Origin of the sequence: Spirosoma sp. KNUC1025, from assembly GCF_045160025.1 — a bacterium.
Taxonomy (GTDB): Bacteria; Bacteroidota; Bacteroidia; order Cytophagales; family Spirosomataceae; genus Spirosoma.
This window is the reverse complement of record NZ_CP087139.1, coordinates 5,957,263-5,973,545: the sequence shown is the minus strand read 5'-3', so window position 1 is coordinate 5,973,545 and position 16,283 is coordinate 5,957,263. Positions and strand designations below refer to the sequence as shown.

The 16,283-nt window shown below is 47.5% G+C and carries 16 protein-coding genes; 10 read left to right on the top strand and 6 right to left on the bottom strand.

What is annotated here, in order from left to right; genetic code table 11:
- Window positions 1-54: 54 nt before the first annotated feature.
- The 3 genes from LN737_RS26120 to LN737_RS26110 form a co-directional block, all read right to left on the bottom strand.
- Complete coding sequence (locus tag LN737_RS26120; RefSeq protein ID WP_405513451.1) at window positions 55-366, bottom strand: hypothetical protein; 312 nt, start codon at window positions 364-366, stop codon at window positions 55-57.
- A gap of 853 nt (window positions 367-1,219) precedes the next feature.
- Window positions 1,220-2,401 carry a sialidase family protein gene (locus LN737_RS26115; protein WP_405513449.1) on the bottom strand — a complete coding sequence of 394 codons (1,182 nt, stop codon included), beginning with the start codon at window positions 2,399-2,401 and terminating at the stop codon, window positions 1,220-1,222.
- A 32-nt stretch (window positions 2,402-2,433) separates the two neighbouring features.
- Window positions 2,434-4,848, bottom strand: coding sequence for an outer membrane beta-barrel family protein (locus LN737_RS26110; RefSeq protein WP_405513447.1), 2,415 nt, complete (start codon window positions 4,846-4,848; stop codon window positions 2,434-2,436).
- A gap of 189 nt (window positions 4,849-5,037) precedes the next feature.
- Between LN737_RS26110 and LN737_RS26105 the strand changes: the two genes are divergently transcribed.
- The 5 genes from LN737_RS26105 to LN737_RS26085 all read left to right on the top strand — a co-directional run bounded on the left by LN737_RS26105 (window position 5,038) and on the right by LN737_RS26085 (window position 8,677).
- Window positions 5,038-6,363: an MFS transporter gene (locus LN737_RS26105; RefSeq protein ID WP_405513445.1), complete on the top strand. Its 1,326-nt coding sequence runs from the start codon at window positions 5,038-5,040 to the stop codon at window positions 6,361-6,363.
- Between the two features lie 175 nt (window positions 6,364-6,538).
- Window positions 6,539-7,087 carry a DUF4468 domain-containing protein gene (locus LN737_RS26100; protein ID WP_405513443.1) on the top strand — a complete coding sequence of 183 codons (549 nt, stop codon included), beginning with the start codon at window positions 6,539-6,541 and terminating at the stop codon, window positions 7,085-7,087.
- A gap of 24 nt (window positions 7,088-7,111) precedes the next feature.
- On the top strand, window positions 7,112-7,615 hold the full coding sequence (locus tag LN737_RS26095; protein WP_405513441.1) for a hypothetical protein: 504 nt from the start codon (window positions 7,112-7,114) through the stop codon (window positions 7,613-7,615).
- Between the two features lie 111 nt (window positions 7,616-7,726).
- Window positions 7,727-7,936: a DUF2188 domain-containing protein gene (locus LN737_RS26090; protein WP_405513439.1), complete on the top strand. Its 210-nt coding sequence runs from the start codon at window positions 7,727-7,729 to the stop codon at window positions 7,934-7,936.
- Window positions 7,937-7,984: 48 nt separating this feature from the next.
- The gene (locus LN737_RS26085; protein WP_405513437.1) at window positions 7,985-8,677 is read left to right on the top strand and encodes a DUF421 domain-containing protein; all 693 of its coding nucleotides are present in this window, start codon (window positions 7,985-7,987) and stop codon (window positions 8,675-8,677) included.
- A gap of 4 nt (window positions 8,678-8,681) precedes the next feature.
- On the opposite strand, the gene LN737_RS26080 is transcribed toward LN737_RS26085, so the two are convergent.
- The 3 genes from LN737_RS26080 to LN737_RS26070 all read right to left on the bottom strand — a co-directional run bounded on the left by LN737_RS26080 (window position 8,682) and on the right by LN737_RS26070 (window position 10,477).
- Window positions 8,682-8,945: a hypothetical protein gene (locus LN737_RS26080; RefSeq protein WP_405513435.1), complete on the bottom strand. Its 264-nt coding sequence runs from the start codon at window positions 8,943-8,945 to the stop codon at window positions 8,682-8,684.
- Complete coding sequence (locus LN737_RS26075; protein WP_405513433.1) at window positions 8,918-9,748, bottom strand: DNA topoisomerase IB; 831 nt, start codon at window positions 9,746-9,748, stop codon at window positions 8,918-8,920. Before LN737_RS26075 ends, LN737_RS26080 begins: the two co-directional genes overlap by 28 nt.
- A 138-nt stretch (window positions 9,749-9,886) precedes the next feature.
- Window positions 9,887-10,477, bottom strand: a complete 591-nt coding sequence (locus LN737_RS26070; protein WP_405513431.1) for a DUF6962 family protein — start codon at window positions 10,475-10,477, stop codon at window positions 9,887-9,889.
- A gap of 193 nt (window positions 10,478-10,670) precedes the next feature.
- Between LN737_RS26070 and sucD the strand changes: the two genes are divergently transcribed.
- The 5 genes from sucD (at window position 10,671) to LN737_RS26045 (ending at window position 16,240) form a co-directional block, all read left to right on the top strand.
- Complete coding sequence (gene sucD / locus LN737_RS26065) at window positions 10,671-11,546, top strand: succinate--CoA ligase subunit alpha (RefSeq protein ID WP_405513429.1); 876 nt, start codon at window positions 10,671-10,673, stop codon at window positions 11,544-11,546.
- A 111-nt stretch (window positions 11,547-11,657) separates the two neighbouring features.
- A complete protein-coding gene (locus LN737_RS26060; RefSeq protein WP_405513427.1) occupies window positions 11,658-12,782 on the top strand; it encodes a DUF4271 domain-containing protein in 1,125 nt (374 codons plus the stop codon).
- 120 nt (window positions 12,783-12,902) lie between these two features.
- A complete protein-coding gene (locus tag LN737_RS26055; protein WP_405513425.1) occupies window positions 12,903-13,688 on the top strand; it encodes a uroporphyrinogen-III synthase in 786 nt (261 codons plus the stop codon).
- Between the two features lie 181 nt (window positions 13,689-13,869).
- Window positions 13,870-14,844 carry a type IX secretion system membrane protein PorP/SprF gene (locus tag LN737_RS26050; protein WP_405520528.1) on the top strand — a complete coding sequence of 325 codons (975 nt, stop codon included), beginning with the start codon at window positions 13,870-13,872 and terminating at the stop codon, window positions 14,842-14,844.
- A 268-nt stretch (window positions 14,845-15,112) separates the two neighbouring features.
- Window positions 15,113-16,240 (top strand): SUMF1/EgtB/PvdO family nonheme iron enzyme, encoded by a 1,128-nt coding sequence (locus LN737_RS26045; RefSeq protein ID WP_405513423.1) that lies wholly within the window; start codon window positions 15,113-15,115, stop codon window positions 16,238-16,240.
- The last annotated feature ends 43 nt before the right edge of the window (window positions 16,241-16,283 follow it).

Sequence of the window (16,283 nt, the reverse complement as noted above, 5' to 3'; positions counted from 1 at the left end):
TTAAGGCTACAGAGTCCGGAGAAATTTACTTTATGGCTCCCCCTTGCCAATGGCTTATGCAAAATAACTAAGTCGGCTGGGGGCACCTGATCGCTGCCACTCTATATCCCGGTAACGAAGTGCCTGCGCAATGCCAATAATCTGGCTCCCCAGCTTTCCCTGCTCCTCAATATCGGCATGATTGTAGGCGTCCTGCTGCCTTGGCTCCCAGGAGAATAGCTCTGTTTTGGCATCGTAAATGCCGATAGGCACGCGGCCTTTTATACCTGAAATTTGCTGCAGTGCAGTTTTGGCCTCTTCAAGAGTGGCACAATACATTTGATGATACTGCTTTCGGAGTGTATATATGACTGAAAAACGTTTCATTGTGAGAATTGATAGCGAACAGTCCGGGACATTTATTTTGCTGCTCGGAGATGTTCAGGTGAATTCCTCAGTCCTGTATCGGGCTGCTGAGGATTGAATGGCACGTAAGGCCGTCGTTTCTGTTACAAACGAACGGTGGCTATCCCCGTTATGGTGGATAGGCGTCAACTAACCAAAGCGAACTACTTTTCTGTTACGTAGTCTGTTCGATTAATGGATAAAAGTCGTGCTTCGTTGAAAACTTGAAAATTGGTTGTTTTGTTGACTGTACTCTAACCAGCAAATCAGCCTATCTGCTTTGAGATAGTATACTACCACCAAATGGCGTTGCAATGCGAGTCAACCCTTCAAAAACCGGAGCGTTCTGATTGATAAAGCTAAGAATATGTATACGGGAAAAAGTACAAATACGAATCCATATATTCTGAGCCTTATTTTCTATTTTTAGTATGTATGACGAGTTCATGATTTCTGTAAGCAATTTATAATCAATACAGAAGAGCGAACCGAATTTGGTCCAGTGCTTCAACAAATAAACTAGGTTGAAGGCTAAAATAGTTTTCGTTTATTGGAAAAACACAAAAATTGCCTTTGATTTTTCATCGAAAAGATGAATTGTGCAAGTGATTCTTTATCAAGTAATATGGATCGGAGTGAGGCAATGGAACCTAACTCTCCTGAAATATCAGTTTGGAAAGAGATTTTGGGTGGTGTTGGTAGTGTGGCGTCAGGTTTGAGAACCTGACGCCACACTACCAACACCACCCAAAATCATACAGGTTTAGAAGGATAATTATTGGTAGTAATCCCTTGTCTGTTACTGCGTTGAATCGATAAAGTACAGTCTGTACGCTTACAGTTTGCGGAAGTTTTTGATCCGATGGAACGTCAGAAAGTTAGCGTCGTGGCTATTGTGGGCGCCCCCTTTTTCGTCTTCATAGGCAGTGCGTGACAGGAAAATCATATCTCGTCCGTCAAATTGCCAGTCAACGTATTGAAACGCATGTTTCGCTACGTCAGGATGAGTCAGTATAACGCGCCGGACGTCCCAGTGCCGCAAATCTTTGGAACTGCACAAGGCCTGGGTATTTCGAATGCTGGCCGGATTCTTGTCACGGTTCAGCATCTGAACGTCTTCGGGTATAATGTTGGCCATTGTCCAGTACAGATGCGACTTTGGATCGTAGCGGATGCCGAATTTTTTACTTCCTCCCGGTAGTGAAATAAAGCCTGTTGCCGGATCGAACGTAGCAGTTTTGCCATCTGAGCCAATGCTTACCAGAGCGGCTTTCTCGTACAGGGTCGATTTATCGTCGACGCGTAGAATATCCAGCAATTGCCCATTTGGTGATACCACCGCGTTCCCTTCCAGCCAGCCGCCAAAATGCCCGTTCAGATAGGTGGAATCGTACCGCAATACGTTTGTTCGCGACCAGTTGCGGGCATCCATCAGGTCAGCATAAATCGGAATCGAAAGTAGAAAAGCACCGTATCGCTTTCCCCACTGTCTGACCGGGCCCATAGCATCTTCCATTGCCCGCCAGAGCCGTCCTTTGTATTCAACCAGAGGCATAGGCCCGCAATGATATTCGCCTGTCAGAAGTAAACCATCCTGCGAATTGGTTGGGTTCGACCACGTAATGCCGTCATCCAGAGACGTGCGGATAATCACGTTTCCGTGGTGCTTGTCGGTACCCAGAAAATAGAGCTTACCACGGTGAACAAACAACTTCGACCAGAACTGACCAATAATATCGGCAATAGGCGTCCAGGTTTTTCCCTGATCGCGTGATCGGTAAATGCGGGAGACTGGCCGGTCAAACTCCTCGGATTTTGGACCAAACAGATCATGCGAAGCCAGATAGTCGCCATTGGGCAATATGCACAGACTGGGCGAACCAATATATAAACCCGACGAAGCCGGGCTGTGGGCTACTACCGTGCCGGGCACTTGCGACGAATCGGGGGTTTGGGCGAACGTAAGGCCCGACAAACAAACCAGGTATAAAATGCAGTTGCGCAGCGTTCGATTCATTGTAGGATCGGAAATTCGAGGGGCCAAGTTTACTAAAACTCGCCTTCATTCCCTTCTTTTTCTTTCTTCTTGGCCTGCCGTAGTCGGTAGCTGAATGTCAGGTTGATTTGCCGAAGCCGAAACTGGGAGCTGCTTTCCGTGTAAAAGTTGGGGCCTTCGGTGATCGAGCGGAACCGGCGGGAGTTGAATACATCGAGTACGTTGAGCGTCAGCGTAGCATTGTTATTGAGCAGGTCTTTACTCATTGAAAAATCGAGCGTAGCCAGTCCTTTCCTACGTCCCTGCGGTGTTTGCTGCGGAGCTTCGTAGTTGCCTCGTAGCTGAATATCAGTTGATTTGGGAAGATTGAATCGGGAAATCATGCGGGTAAACCAACTGTACGTATCACTCTGGTAGTTTACATCCAGATTACTGCCATTCGTAATGGCCCGGAAAAAGTTGAAGCTACCATCCAGCTTCCACCAGGTATATAGTGCATACGAACCGGCAAACTCAGCTCCGTAGGAATTTTCGTTGGATAGGTTTTCCGGGCGGGTAGTCGAATATCCCTGATCGTTTACCCGTCGAATCGACAGGATTTTATCATTCGTGTGGCGATAATAAACCGATGAACTGATTGATCCCTTATTAAAATACTTGATGTGGCCGATTTCAAACGCATTCGTAAACTCCGGATTCAGGTTTGGGTTGCCACTCCAGAAGTTTCGGTTGTCGCTAAACGTCATAAACGGACTCAGGTCGTTGTATTGTGGCCGACGAATCCGACGGCTGTAGCTAAGCTGTAAGGCATGCTGCCGGGGCAGATCATACGTTACGTGAACGCTTGGAAACAGGTTTGCGTAATGCCGGGGATTTACATCGTTGGTACGTCTAAGCGTCGTGGTTACGTCGGTTTTTTCGGCCCGTAACCCGGCCTGATATGAGAATTTACGGACTTTGTTGCCAATGATTCCATAGGCTGCATTGATACGTTCCTGATACAGGAAATCGTTGACGAGGCCCGGTAGGGGAGTCCAGCTGCCGTCGCCGGCCTGTTGTGTCACCGAGAAATCGTTCGTCATATCGCGCGTACTGCTTCGCAGCCCTGCTTCTAGTTTGCCATTTTTGCTGAAAGGCTGGATGTAATCGACCTGTACCAAAAATTGCTTTTCCGTTTCGTCGTTGAGCGAGCGTTGTAGTACTGAGGGCGTCATTAATGTGCTGCCGTCTGGCAGGTAAGTCTTTTGCGCGAAATACTGATCGGAACTTTCCCAATTGTCAAGATAACGTACATCAGCGGTGAGGGTATGGCCATCGCGGGCGAAGGTGCGTTTGTACGTCAGAGCGTATTCTGAATTGGGCTCTGTCTCTGTTTCATCCTGCGTACGACTGGTAATGCTTTTCAGGTTGCTGGTCGTGAATTGATAGTCACGGTACGTAATGTCGGAAAAACGCTTCCCTTTGCTGAGCCGCCAGGTGTAGGAAGCCGTCAGTATATTTTTGGGATCGAAATAATAATCAAGGCCAGCGCGGGCATTGTTATTGATCCCTTTGAGGCTGTTGGTTGAATTCTGCTGCGTGATAAACGTCGAGTCGTTACGATAGACTTCCTGGTAGAGTGAACTGCGGCCGGGCGTATTCCGAAACGAATTAGTGTAGTTGATGAAGAAATTCAAATTTTTCCGGCGATAATTGACATTGGCCGCCAGCCCGAAATTGGCCGGATAGCCCGTAATTACGTCGAAAGAGCCGTTGATACCTTCCCGTTGTTCTTTTTTCAGAACGATGTTGATGATACCGCCCATGCCTTCGGCTTCGTAGCGGGCCGACGGATTCGTAATCACCTCAACGCGTTCGATGGCACTTCCCTGTAGCTGTTGCAGGCCGCTCCCGCCTTTAAAACTGACCAGTCCCGAAGGTTTGCCATCGATAAGAATCCGCACGCTACTGCTACCGCGAAGGCTAACATTGCCTTCGGCATCCACCGCTACCGACGGTACGTTACCCAGAATATCAGCGGCCGTTGCCCCGGCGTTAGCCAGATCCTTTCCGACGTTGAAAATCCGTTTGTCCAGCGCCAGTTCCATTTGGCTCCGCTCGCCCCGAACCACAACTTCTTCAAGTCGTTTCGACCCGGCTTTCAGCACCAGCTTCCCCAGGTCGACGTGCTGATTTACCACCTGAACTGTTGCCACGCGCTTATCCTGATAGCCTAATACGCTGATTTTTAGTGCATAAACTCCGGCTTTGCTCCGTATTTCAAATTTCCCGGCTTCATCGGATACGGCGCCAGTTAGTATCGTTGAATCGGTTTTCTGGTATAACGCAACGTTTCCAAACAGTACGGGTTTATTTTGTTCATCGGACAACGTACCCCGAACGTAGAAGGGTTGATCGGTATTCGTTTGTGCGAGCGTCAGTAAAGGTAAAAGGCATAGAATGAGTGATTGAATAAGCTTTCCAGACATGATTGAGTTAGGTTGTAGGCATTATACGAGCCGAAGCAGCCGCACAAAATCCGGTTACGTGTTGGAACGAATCGCGGAAGTGGGGTGCTAATCAATAAAGACAGCTTTCCGGAAATTCTCCTTTGAAAAAACAGTGCCGAAAGGGATTAACCTGTGTTTTACGCAGGAGGAGTATCTAAACCAGACAGGATGAAAACGTTTTACCTCATTTTAGCGAACTCACTGACGGCTTTCCTGACCAATAATTTTGTCTGGTTTGCGGTTACGTTCTGGGTATATCTGGAAACGAAGTCCGTCGTTGCTACGTCGGTTATGGCAGGCGTATATTCAGGCACAGTGGCGCTATCGGGGTTTTTTCTGGGTTCGCTGGTGGATCGCTACAAGAAAAAGACAGCCATGGCTCTGTCGGGCGTGCTTTCGCTGATTTTGTACGTGGTTTCCTTTATTATCTACGTAGCGACGCCACCAAAAATTTTCAGTGACCCGTCGAGCCCGATTCTGTGGGTGTTTATCGTCCTGTCGCTTTTTGGGGCTATCGCCGGAAACATACGGTCGATTGCGCTGTCGACGCTCGTAACCATTCTGATTCCCGAAGAGGGGCGTGATAAAGCCAATGGCCTGGTTGGCACTACCAACGGAGTAGGGTTTTTGGTAGCCTCTATTTTTAGTGGCCTGATTATCGGCTTCCTGGGCATATTCTGGATGCTTATTTCCGCTATCGCCCTGACCCTGCTGACCCTTATTCATTTGTGGACGTTGGACATTCCTGAAAAGGGTATAGCGCATGGTGAAGAACACACGAAACGTATTGATATTCGGGGTACTATCCAGGCGCTGAGCGCCATGCCTGGTCTTTTTGCGCTTATATTTTTCAATACGTTCAACAACTTTCTGGGGGGCGTATTTATGTCGCTGATGGATGCCTATGGGCTGTCGCTGGTGTCCGTGCAAACCTGGGGCATTTTATGGGGAGTGCTCAGTCTGGGCTTTATCATTGGTGGCCTGGTTGTTTCGCGATATGGGCTTGGTAAACTACCGCTTCGGACGCTGTTTATTGCGAACATCGTCATGTGGGTTGTCTGTGTCTTTTTTACGATTCAGGCCTCCATCGTGTTGCTTACCATTGGCCTGTTTACCTATTTATGTCTGATACCCGTAGTGGAAGCGGCCGAGCAAACAATCATGCAAAAATTGATTCCACCCGAGCGGCAGGGGCGTGTGTTCGGATTTGCCCAAAGTGTTGAAGAGGCTGCCTCACCGATTACGGCCTTTATGATTGGGCCCATTGCGCAGTACGTATTCATTCCGTTCATGACAACGGGAGCCGGTGTAGAACTGATTGGCAACTGGTTCGGAACCGGAAAAGATCGCGGGCTTGCGCTTCTGTTTACGGTAACGGGCCTCATCGGACTTCTGGTTACGCTACTGGCCATGAAATCCAGAGCGTATAAAATGCTGGCCGAAAGCTACCAGAAACAGGCAGAAAAAGAAGTCGTCGATGGCGTGGTCGACTAGCTAATTGGCTGATATAGCAGCTCATTCCCCACTCGCGTTACAATAGAAATCATACTGCTTATTTACTCATTCCAGCCGGTTATTCATTCAGGCTGGAGGCTGGCTGCTTGCTGATGTAGTTTTGTTCAGATTTAACGAATTCAGCTTTCCAGTTACCACACGCAATCAAGTAGCCATGTCTTCCTTATCACTAGCCTTCCTGACACCCCTTTTACTGGTAATAGGCACTGCCTTTGTCGGTTGTCCACCCGTAATCATGAATGAAAAATTGCATGGAATTTTGCCCGTAACAAACCAGCGGGTGAGCTATTCCGAAACTGTAGACTGTGGCAGCACCTCACAGCAGGACCTGTTCCGGCGGGCGCGGCTATGGCTGGCTCAATCGGGCCATCTGCTCAATGAACCCGGTTCATTAAGCGATAAGGAGACCGGTGATCTGGCCGGGCGGTGTGTTCAGCCAATAACCTTAGCTCGTTCGGAGAGTTCGCCCGGAGGCATTTACACATTTCGGTACAGTTACGTTATTGAGTGCGTAAACCGTAAATACCGCGCTACGTTGAGCCAGGTTGAAGTCGATGAGGGTGGGGGACGCTTTTCGCCCGTTGAGACGTACTGCCAGAAAAATGAGAAAGACCTTCAATCCATTTATCTGGAACTGGATAAGCATTTTAAAGGGACACTGGCGTCATTGCAGGAGAGCGTAAAGAACTACAAGAGCTTTTAATTCAATTAGTGTTGACGTCTGAATATGAATCGCTTAACCGCTTATTTGCTTGGGCCCGAACTGATCTGGCTGGCAATGCTGGGCCTCACAGGAATCATTGTGACCCTCTACCAGCCGATGCCCGCCAACGACCATGACAGACTGCTGAATTTTGGTTATTTTCTGCCTGTCATTGGGGTCTTACTTGCCTTTAGCCCGCTTTATTGGGGACCGGGCAGTCATTGGTGGTGGTTGCTCCGAATCATTCTGGCAAGTCTGATAGGGGCTGGGCTACTGGTGGGTTATCTGTGTGAGGCTGCTCGATACAACGACAGCCGGGATTCGGGAATTGGCACTGCCTTCATGTTATTTATTGGTTTGGGCTGGTTTAGCCTGATTGGCATGGTGATTATTGCTGCGCTTTGCTTCCTGGCAAAATGGCCGTTCCTGACGGTTTATAAGTGGATATTGATTGTCATCGGCGCTTTTGTTTTCCTGGGTACGCTCATTGGCTGGATAGCTTCATTCGGGAGTACAAAAAACGCCTGATTGATTGACTATCTATAAATCAGTACGTTACGTTTGCTCCTTGAAAAATGGTATTTGTTAAACAGTCGGTCAATTAATGGGTTATTAAAAAACATTAATTGACCGACTGTTATGCCCTGGACGAAAGAAGATTACCCCGTTTCGCTCAAGAATTTTATGGCTCCGGTACGTAACAAAGCCATCGAAATTGCCAATGCACTGCTCAACGAGGGCATGGCGGAAGACCGGGCTATTGCTATTGCCACGACCAAAGCCGAAGAATGGGCGGAGAATAGAGGGATGAAAATTCGTAAGGCCAACGCGCCGGAAGTCAAAAAATAAGTCCCTAACAACGTAACGACCATTCATAAGCTACTCGGTTTCCAACCAATGTCAGATCCGGTTCATCCCTTCGACTGGGAGCGTATTTTTATTCACGACTTCCCGTGGTCGTACCTTGGCGAGGTTGCTTTCCGAACCATATTTATGTTTGTCGTTTTGCTGACGGCGCTCACTGTCTCTGGCAAACGCGAGGTACGGCAGCTATCCATTTATGAACTGGTGTTGCTCATCGGCCTTGGCTCGGCTGCGGGTGATCCAATGTTCTACCACGACGTACCGCTTGCGTCTGCCGTGGTCGTGTTTGCCGTGATGATGGGCTGTTATAAGCTCGCTACATTTATTAGTGATCGTAACAAGACCGTGCGTGATGTGCTTGAAGGCAAACCCGTTTACGTTATCGAAAATGGCTGTATTCTCACCCAAAACTTCAACAAGGAAGATTTAGGGCTTGAAGAGTTATTCTCTGACTTGCGGGTGGAAGGAATTGAGCAGCTTGGACAGGTACGCACAGCCATTCTGGAGCCTAACGGGCAGCTTAGCGTGTTTCAGTTTAAAGCCAGCGAGGTTCGTCGCGGTCTGCCTATCTTACCCAATGACCTAAAAAACCAGTTCTCTCATATTCAACAGCCCGGCGACTACGCCTGTTGCACCTGTGGAAATGTCCAATCGTTCAATACGTCCGGTCAGCAACCCGCCTGCCCCCATTGTCCTGAGACCAGTTGGGTAAAAGCTGTCCGATAGGGTATTACGCGACTGCTGAATCAGCCTGTGCTTTACGGGTGGGTTTCTGACTCTTGGCCCCATTTTTAACCTGGTCTTTTAAAAACCTGAGCAACAGTTTCTCAACCCCATCCAGGCCGTTCGGACTTGTTTTGAGAAAGCGATTTTTCTTCTGGATATACGGTGCTAAATCCTGGCATTCATACGCTTCCAGAATCTGTGGATGAACGTAGTGTTTTCGGCAGACAGTACGGGTATTGCCTAATTTTCGGGCGACCTCGTCGAGCACCGTATTGACATTTTTTTAAGTTCCTTTTCGGTTGTGCAGGGTTCCAGCTCTACCAGAAGCCGAAGGGCATTGACCGTTCCGGCCCAGGTTCGAAAATCCTTGGCTGAAAAATCGTCACCCATGGTTTCGCGCAAATAATCGTTGACCATCCCCGAATCAATGGCATGACGGTCGCCGTTTTGGTCGATGTACTGAAACAGCTCCTTACCCGGAATGTCACGGCAGGCTTTAACCAGACGTGCTAACCGGTGGTCGTAAAGAGGAATCTCATGATAAATTCCTTTTTTTCCTTTAAAGCTAAACTGAATAGTACTGCCCTCCATCTTGACATGACGATCTTTCAGAGTTGTTAGCCCGTAAGAACCATACTCTTTTTCATAAGCCGCATTCCCGATTCGAATAAGGGTCTGTTCCATAACGCTCAGGGCTACAGCTATCACTTTTTCGCGGGATAGGGTAGCCGTTTTCAAATCCTTCATTAGCCGGGTCCGCAGTAGGGGTAAGGCTTCGCCAAACGCTTCCATTCGCGAGAACTTGGTTTCGCTTCGTATGGCATTCCATTTTTCGTGGTAACGGTACTGTTTCCGATTTTTCGAGTCGACACCCGTAGCCTGAAGATGGCTGTTTGCTTTTGGACTAATCCAGACATTTACCCACATTGGCGGCAGCGCCATACGGCGAATACGTTCCAGCGTTTCGGGGTCAGTCAGTTTGTTGCCCTGCGGATCGTAATAGATAAAATGGTCACCTCTAAGCTGGCGGGAAATACCCGGTATGGTATCGTTTACATACACAAGCCGCACGGCTCGTGCAGTTTTTACGGGATCGTGGATTAACGGCAATAGATTCACGTTGCTGAGTAAATAAGGGTAGTTCAGAAATTAACGTGAATGCGTAACGGAAAGAGTAGGGCAATGGTTAGATGAACGATCAAATTTAGTTTACCGAATGGAGATACGGGGCTGAGCCGCTTTACCGAAAAACCAGAGCGCCAGAGTGGTAGCATAGTGGTAGAAATCGGTCGGGTGCATAATGCTGTTAAAGGAATCCGCTTTCGTTGCCAGCCCCATCATCATAGCGGCCAGCACAACCCACAGCCCGCGTTTATTACGTTGCAGCAGCGAAAAGACGGCCAGCAACATAAGCACAAGAATACCCAGTGAAGGAACGATTGGGGTAAATACCTGAACCCCAGGCATCAGTAAATTTATGAAGAGGAAGAGCCCAAAAAGGATCGTACTGACAAACGTAATCAGCGACAGAACACGTTGATTCAGAAGTGCATAAACGGCAGTCACAGCGCACACAACCCCCAACGTATCGGACAGAATAATCATCGACCGATGTAGCGGCTCAAGGGATTCATTTCCGGTAAAATGAATAACTCCGATCAAAGCGGCCAGTGAGGTTGTTAACAGAAAGAACCCCCATAGTAGTCGGTTGAAGAGGGCAATGCGTCCGAAATAATGCCAAAATACGCCAATGCCTGCTCCAGCCAGAATAGAGCCAGAAAGGATGTGTGAAAAAATCATCACGTAATTTACGAAGTTTCGGCTACTTTTGCCCAACTTTTTAACGGACGTAAGATGGCAGAATAAACGAAACGGGGCTCCACTTCTTCAAGCGGCTTTTATTCGCCCCAGCGCAGGGCGGCCTGTGTGAGCCAGTTTTATCTGTTAATCTTGTTTCTAATCAATCGCATCGCCAACGATTACCAAAACCGTCATGAGTGTTTTAGTTAACAAAGACTCCAAAGTTATCGTCCAGGGTTTTACTGGTTCGGAGGGCAGTTTCCATGCTCAGCAGATGATCGAATACGGCACCAACGTTGTTGGGGGCGTAACGCCAGGGAAAGGTGGGCAGACTCACCTCGACCGGCCCGTGTTCAATACCGTTCAGCAGGCAGTTGATGAAGCTGGCGCTAACGTCTCAATTATTTTTGTACCCCCCGCTTTCGCTGCCGACGCCATCATGGAAGCCGCCGAAGCTGGGATTAAGGTGATTATCTGCATTACCGAAGGTATCCCGACCGAAGACATGGTGGCGGTGAAAAACTACCTCGCCGATAAAGATGTACGCCTGATCGGCCCCAACTGCCCTGGCGTTATGACGGCAGATGAATGTAAGGTTGGTATTATGCCCGGCTTCATCTTTAAGAAAGGAACCGTCGGCATTGTCTCTAAATCAGGTACGTTGACGTATGAAGCAGTTGACCAATTGACTAAAGCCGGTTTAGGTCAGTCGACCGCCATCGGTATCGGTGGTGACCCGATTATCGGTACTACAACGAAGCAGGCTGTTGAACTGCTGATGAACGATCCGGAAACCGAAGCAATCGTTATGATTGGTGAAATTGGTGGCGGTATGGAAGCTGAAGCGGCTCGCTGGATTAAAGCTGATGGCAATCGTAAGCCGGTTGTTGGCTTCATCGCTGGTCAGACCGCGCCAAAAGGCCGTCGGATGGGTCATGCTGGCGCTATTGTTGGCGGAGCTGATGACACTGCGGCTGCTAAAATGGCTATCATGCGTGAATGCGGTATTCACGTAGTTGAATCCCCTGCGCTCATTGGCGATACCATGCTGAAAGCGCTAGGTAAATAAATGTGTGATGTGTGAACGAGTGAACGAGCGAAAGAGTAACAAAGTGATTATACAGACAGGCTGTGACATCCTAAGGTTGCTCTTTCACTCGTTCACTCTTTCACTCTTTTTTTGTCGGTTACGTTTGCACAATCCCGTGTAGTCGGTATCGGCCCCGACAATCGTTATTATCCCGTCCATAATTTTCAGGACGACTTTCAGGTTTACGACGAAGGCGCCAGAGCATATATACCTTATATCGTTGAGCAACATGCCAGCCAGACCGCGGTAAGCACGTATGTTGACCTTGAAAGTAACCGGCATTACAGTCTACTGATATCGACCCAGCAGGATGGGTATCTGTTCATCAATGCTGCCCTCAAACGAAAGCTCCACGCTGGCCAATGGCAGGTATTAAGCATCGACAGCCTGTATCGGGTTTATCGTCAACCCGAAATTTTTCTCACAATTTATGGTTCGCCCGGTCTTTCCGATAAGCAGTTATTTATTGGTTACCCCAAGTCAGCCACGCAGAAGCCGGTCATTCTAAGTGACGACAACCTGAGCGTTCGCCCTCGTCCGCAGGCTGTTTACGCTAATTTTCTCGGAGTAGGTTTATTGTTTCTTCTGGCGACTCACGCCTTTCTGTTTACGGTATATCGCCGGGCTTTTCAGCGATTTTATAGCCTGCGGGATTTATTTTCATTACGTGCTCAGGAGGAGTCGTTTCTGATTAACCGTCCGCTGAGTAGTGTTAATATGCTTTTCACACTCAACCTGAGTTTTATAATCGCCTATCTGATCATTTTTGCGCAAAGCCGTAATCTTGAGGTCTTTGCATCGCGTACGTTGCTGCTGAGCGAGCAGCGATTTGGGTGGGTCGCCAGTGAATTTCTGGTATTAAGTGCGATCACCTTTATTAGCCTGATGGGTAAATACGTAGCGCTCGAAATATGCGGGGGATTATACAAACTACAGAGTATTGTCAATGTTCATTATTTTAAAGTCATACAATCGTCGTTGCTCTTTTTTAGCATCCTGACCTTGATTCTGACGGTTATTGCTTACAACACACCGTCGGTGACTTTGCCGCAGAAAACATTGCTGATTCCGCTCATCGGATTTTACGTGGGGCGCCTGGTATTACTTTACTTCGTGATACGTAGTCTGGAATCTATCAAGAATCTTTATTTATTTTCGTACCTTTGTATCGTTGAATTGATTCCACTCATCATCGGTTTGCGTTTTGCACTTTGATGAAGGAGTTTTCAGTAGACAGTGCACACCTGATAGTTAGTAAAGGCCGCTTTTGTGCTTCGATTCTGTTAGATGAGCGCTGCAATCTGCCAACTGATTATTGTACCGAGTAGAGATTCAATGAACGAGACTAGCATGCACCCCACTGAAGACCGGCTTACGAAAGTTAACCGGCTGTTAGTAACCCAATCCAGACCAGCTGACGAAAAATCCCCTTATTTTGATTTAGCCAGTAAGTACAATCTTCAGATCGACTTTCGGCCGTTCATTCAAATTCAGGGCGAGTCATTCAAAGACTTCCGCCGGCAGAAAATCAATATCCTGGCTCATACGGCTATTATTTTTACCAGCCGTAACGCTATCGATCATTTTTTTCGAATTTGCCAGGAAGGGCGTATTGAGGTTCCGGCCGATATGAAGTACTTCTGTATTTCAGAACAAACAGCCAACTATCTGCAGAAATACATTGTCATTCGGAAGCGCAAAATCTTTACCGGGACTAAAACGGCGTCAGAATTATTTGATTTGATCAAAAAACATAAGAACGAGAAGTTCCTGTTTCCGTGCTCAAATATTCGCCGGAATGACATCCCCGAGTTTATGGATACCAGTGGCCTGCATTTTACCGAAGCGGTTATGTATGACACGGTTCCTACTGATCTGTCAGATCTTGATATCAAAAGTTATGATATCATTGCCTTCTTCAGTCCGTCAGGCGTCAACTCGCTATTAAGCAATTTCCCGGATTTTAATCAGAACGGCACAAGGCTGGCTGCTTTTGGTCCAACTACGGCCAAAGCCATTACAGAAGCTGGTTTAACCCTTGATATTGAGGCACCTCTACCGAACGCGCCTTCTATGACAGGCGCCCTGGATCTGTATATCAAAAAAGCTAACAATTCGTAACGTGTTATCGTTATGTCGGTACAGAATGTCGGAGCTGCGTTTATACGCTCTTTTCCGGCATTCTGTGTTTATTTAGGGCCAATAATTTGTTCAAGCAGGCGTTTACATATAAACTGTGATAGTATTTTACCGAAACGTCATTTTTGATACGTATCAGCCGTTTCGAATTCTGGTTAGTTATATGATTCGCACACTCTACGTTTATGCTTTTTTGCTACTGATAGTGGCTAGCCCAGCCGTATTTGCGCAGCAAGACCCACAGTTTAGTTTGTACATGTATAACCCGCTCTACTACAATCCGGCCGCTGCCGGATCGGAGGGCGTATCGAGAGTACAGCTTACCCATCGTACGCAGTATTTGGGGTATCAAACCGTCGGCAACGGCGATGCCAGCGCGGCTCAAAGTACCCAGATGTTATCGTTCAATATGCCTCTGGCTAAAATAAAAAGCGGCATAGGTATTTATGCGCTTAATGATAAGTATGGTCCCTCGATCAATCAGGCCGTCCAGTTATCGTATGCCTATCGGATGACCTTGAAAAATGGGACATTAGCCGTGGGAGTACAGGCTGGCATGTTTAACAGAGGGTACGACTTTGGGCAGTTTCGTCCGACCGACCCTGGTGATCCGCTGATTGCAAGTGGGCGTATCAATCAGTTCAAACCAGATATCGGTGCTGGCGTATATTACAACACAACTGATTATTGGCTCGGCGTTAGTTTGACGCATATCAACAAAGCCAAGTATAGCTATATCACCGACCGGTCGACAGATCCCGCTGACAGTAAAGCTTATCTGACGGCAGGTTATCGACTTGGCATTGGTTACAATATTGACATACAGCCGTCTTTATTGGTACAATACAGTACAAAGGCAGGTTTTCCAGGATCGGCAGTAGCGTTGAATCTGGTAGGAACCTATGATAATCGCATCTGGGGTGGATTAGGCTATCGATTCAATGATGCCCTCATGGTTACGGCTGGTATCAACTTGATGCGTAATAATGCTTTACGGGTTGGCTACGCACTGGATATTGTTACAAGCGGGGCTAGTGCAAAAAGCGCAACGTCGCATGAAATTCTGGTAGCTTACGCATTGCCCACTCCGGATGTTCGAAAAAAACCAATTATTCGCACGCCACGGTTCCGGTACTAAAGAAGGAAAAAGTTGTAACGTTCCATGTAAAGGCAAAAATTGGTGTATATTTTGGTAGAAGGCTTGTTAGGGAGTTTAATTATAGTACCTTATTTTTGGGGAAATAGAGTACATTGACAGGGAAATACCTATCTAAACAGAAAAAAACAGACGATAAAATCGTGTATAGATAGAAAATAATCTGAACCCAAGTGTAACTATACAATAACCAAAAAGATTTTCGTTTTTAGTCTGGTCTCGCACACGAAGAAAAGAGAAAAGTTTTACAATGATGAATTATAACTGGTTAACAGTCAATGCAACCCGAGGGGTGATGGTCGCGGCAGTCGTACTGCTGATGCAAGGTTGCGGATTTGTAAAATCTAAATTTGGCGGTAAAGACGGAAAAGGGGGCGATGTCGGTGTAACGAATGGTGAAATTACAGCCACCGGACGTAAGGGTTGGAAACAACCAACACCATTTGGCATGGTACTGATTCCTTCCGGATCGTTCATTATGGGTCAGGCTGATGAAGACGTAGCAGCGACTCAGATTAACATGAACCGGCAGGTGACCATCAGTTCATTCTATATGGACGATGCCGAGATTTCCAATCACGAGTACCGCCAATATGTTAACGCACTGCTGGCCGATTCGGTCTCGACGCTGGGCGAAGAAGAAATAATGGCGAAGTATTACCCAGATACAACCGTTTGGAAAAACGATTTCACCTATCATAATGGGGATCCAATGCTGGAGCATTATTATGCACACCCCGCATTTGACACTTATCCCGTAGTGGGCGTAAGCTGGATTGCTGCCAAGCATTTCTGCAAATGGCGCACCAACACGCTGGATGATTTCCGCACAAAAGATGGCGGATACAAATCATTTGGTTTCCGACTGCCTTCCGAAGCTGAGTGGGAGTGGGCTGCCCGTGGTGGTAAAAGTGGTGCCAAGTACCCTTGGGGTAACCCATACGTAGCGAATGGCAAAGGATGCTACCTGGCTAATTTTAAACCACAGCGCGGTAATTTCGATGCAGATGGTTATCCATACACAGCTCCAGCAACAGCCTACAGCCCGAATGACTATGGTTTATACAACATGGCTGGTAACGTAGCTGAGTGGTGCCGGGATGCTTACGCTGATAACACAAACGCTATTGTTTGGGATATGAACCCTGACAACCAGAATGCTGACGAACCCAGAAAAGTAGTTCGGGGCGGCTCCTGGAAAGATATAGCTTATTATCTGGAAACAGGCACTCGTTATTATGAGTATGAAGACCAGAAACGCTCCTACATTGGTTTCCGTTGCGTAATGGATAACCTCGAGGGACGTACCGCATCGGCTCGTGGAGGTCGCGCTACCAAGAGCAAAAGCAGCAAAAAAGCTTCCGCTAAGAAAGTTTAAATGAGTTATCGATTGGCTCATGGCTTCACAGGCCTCTGTCAAT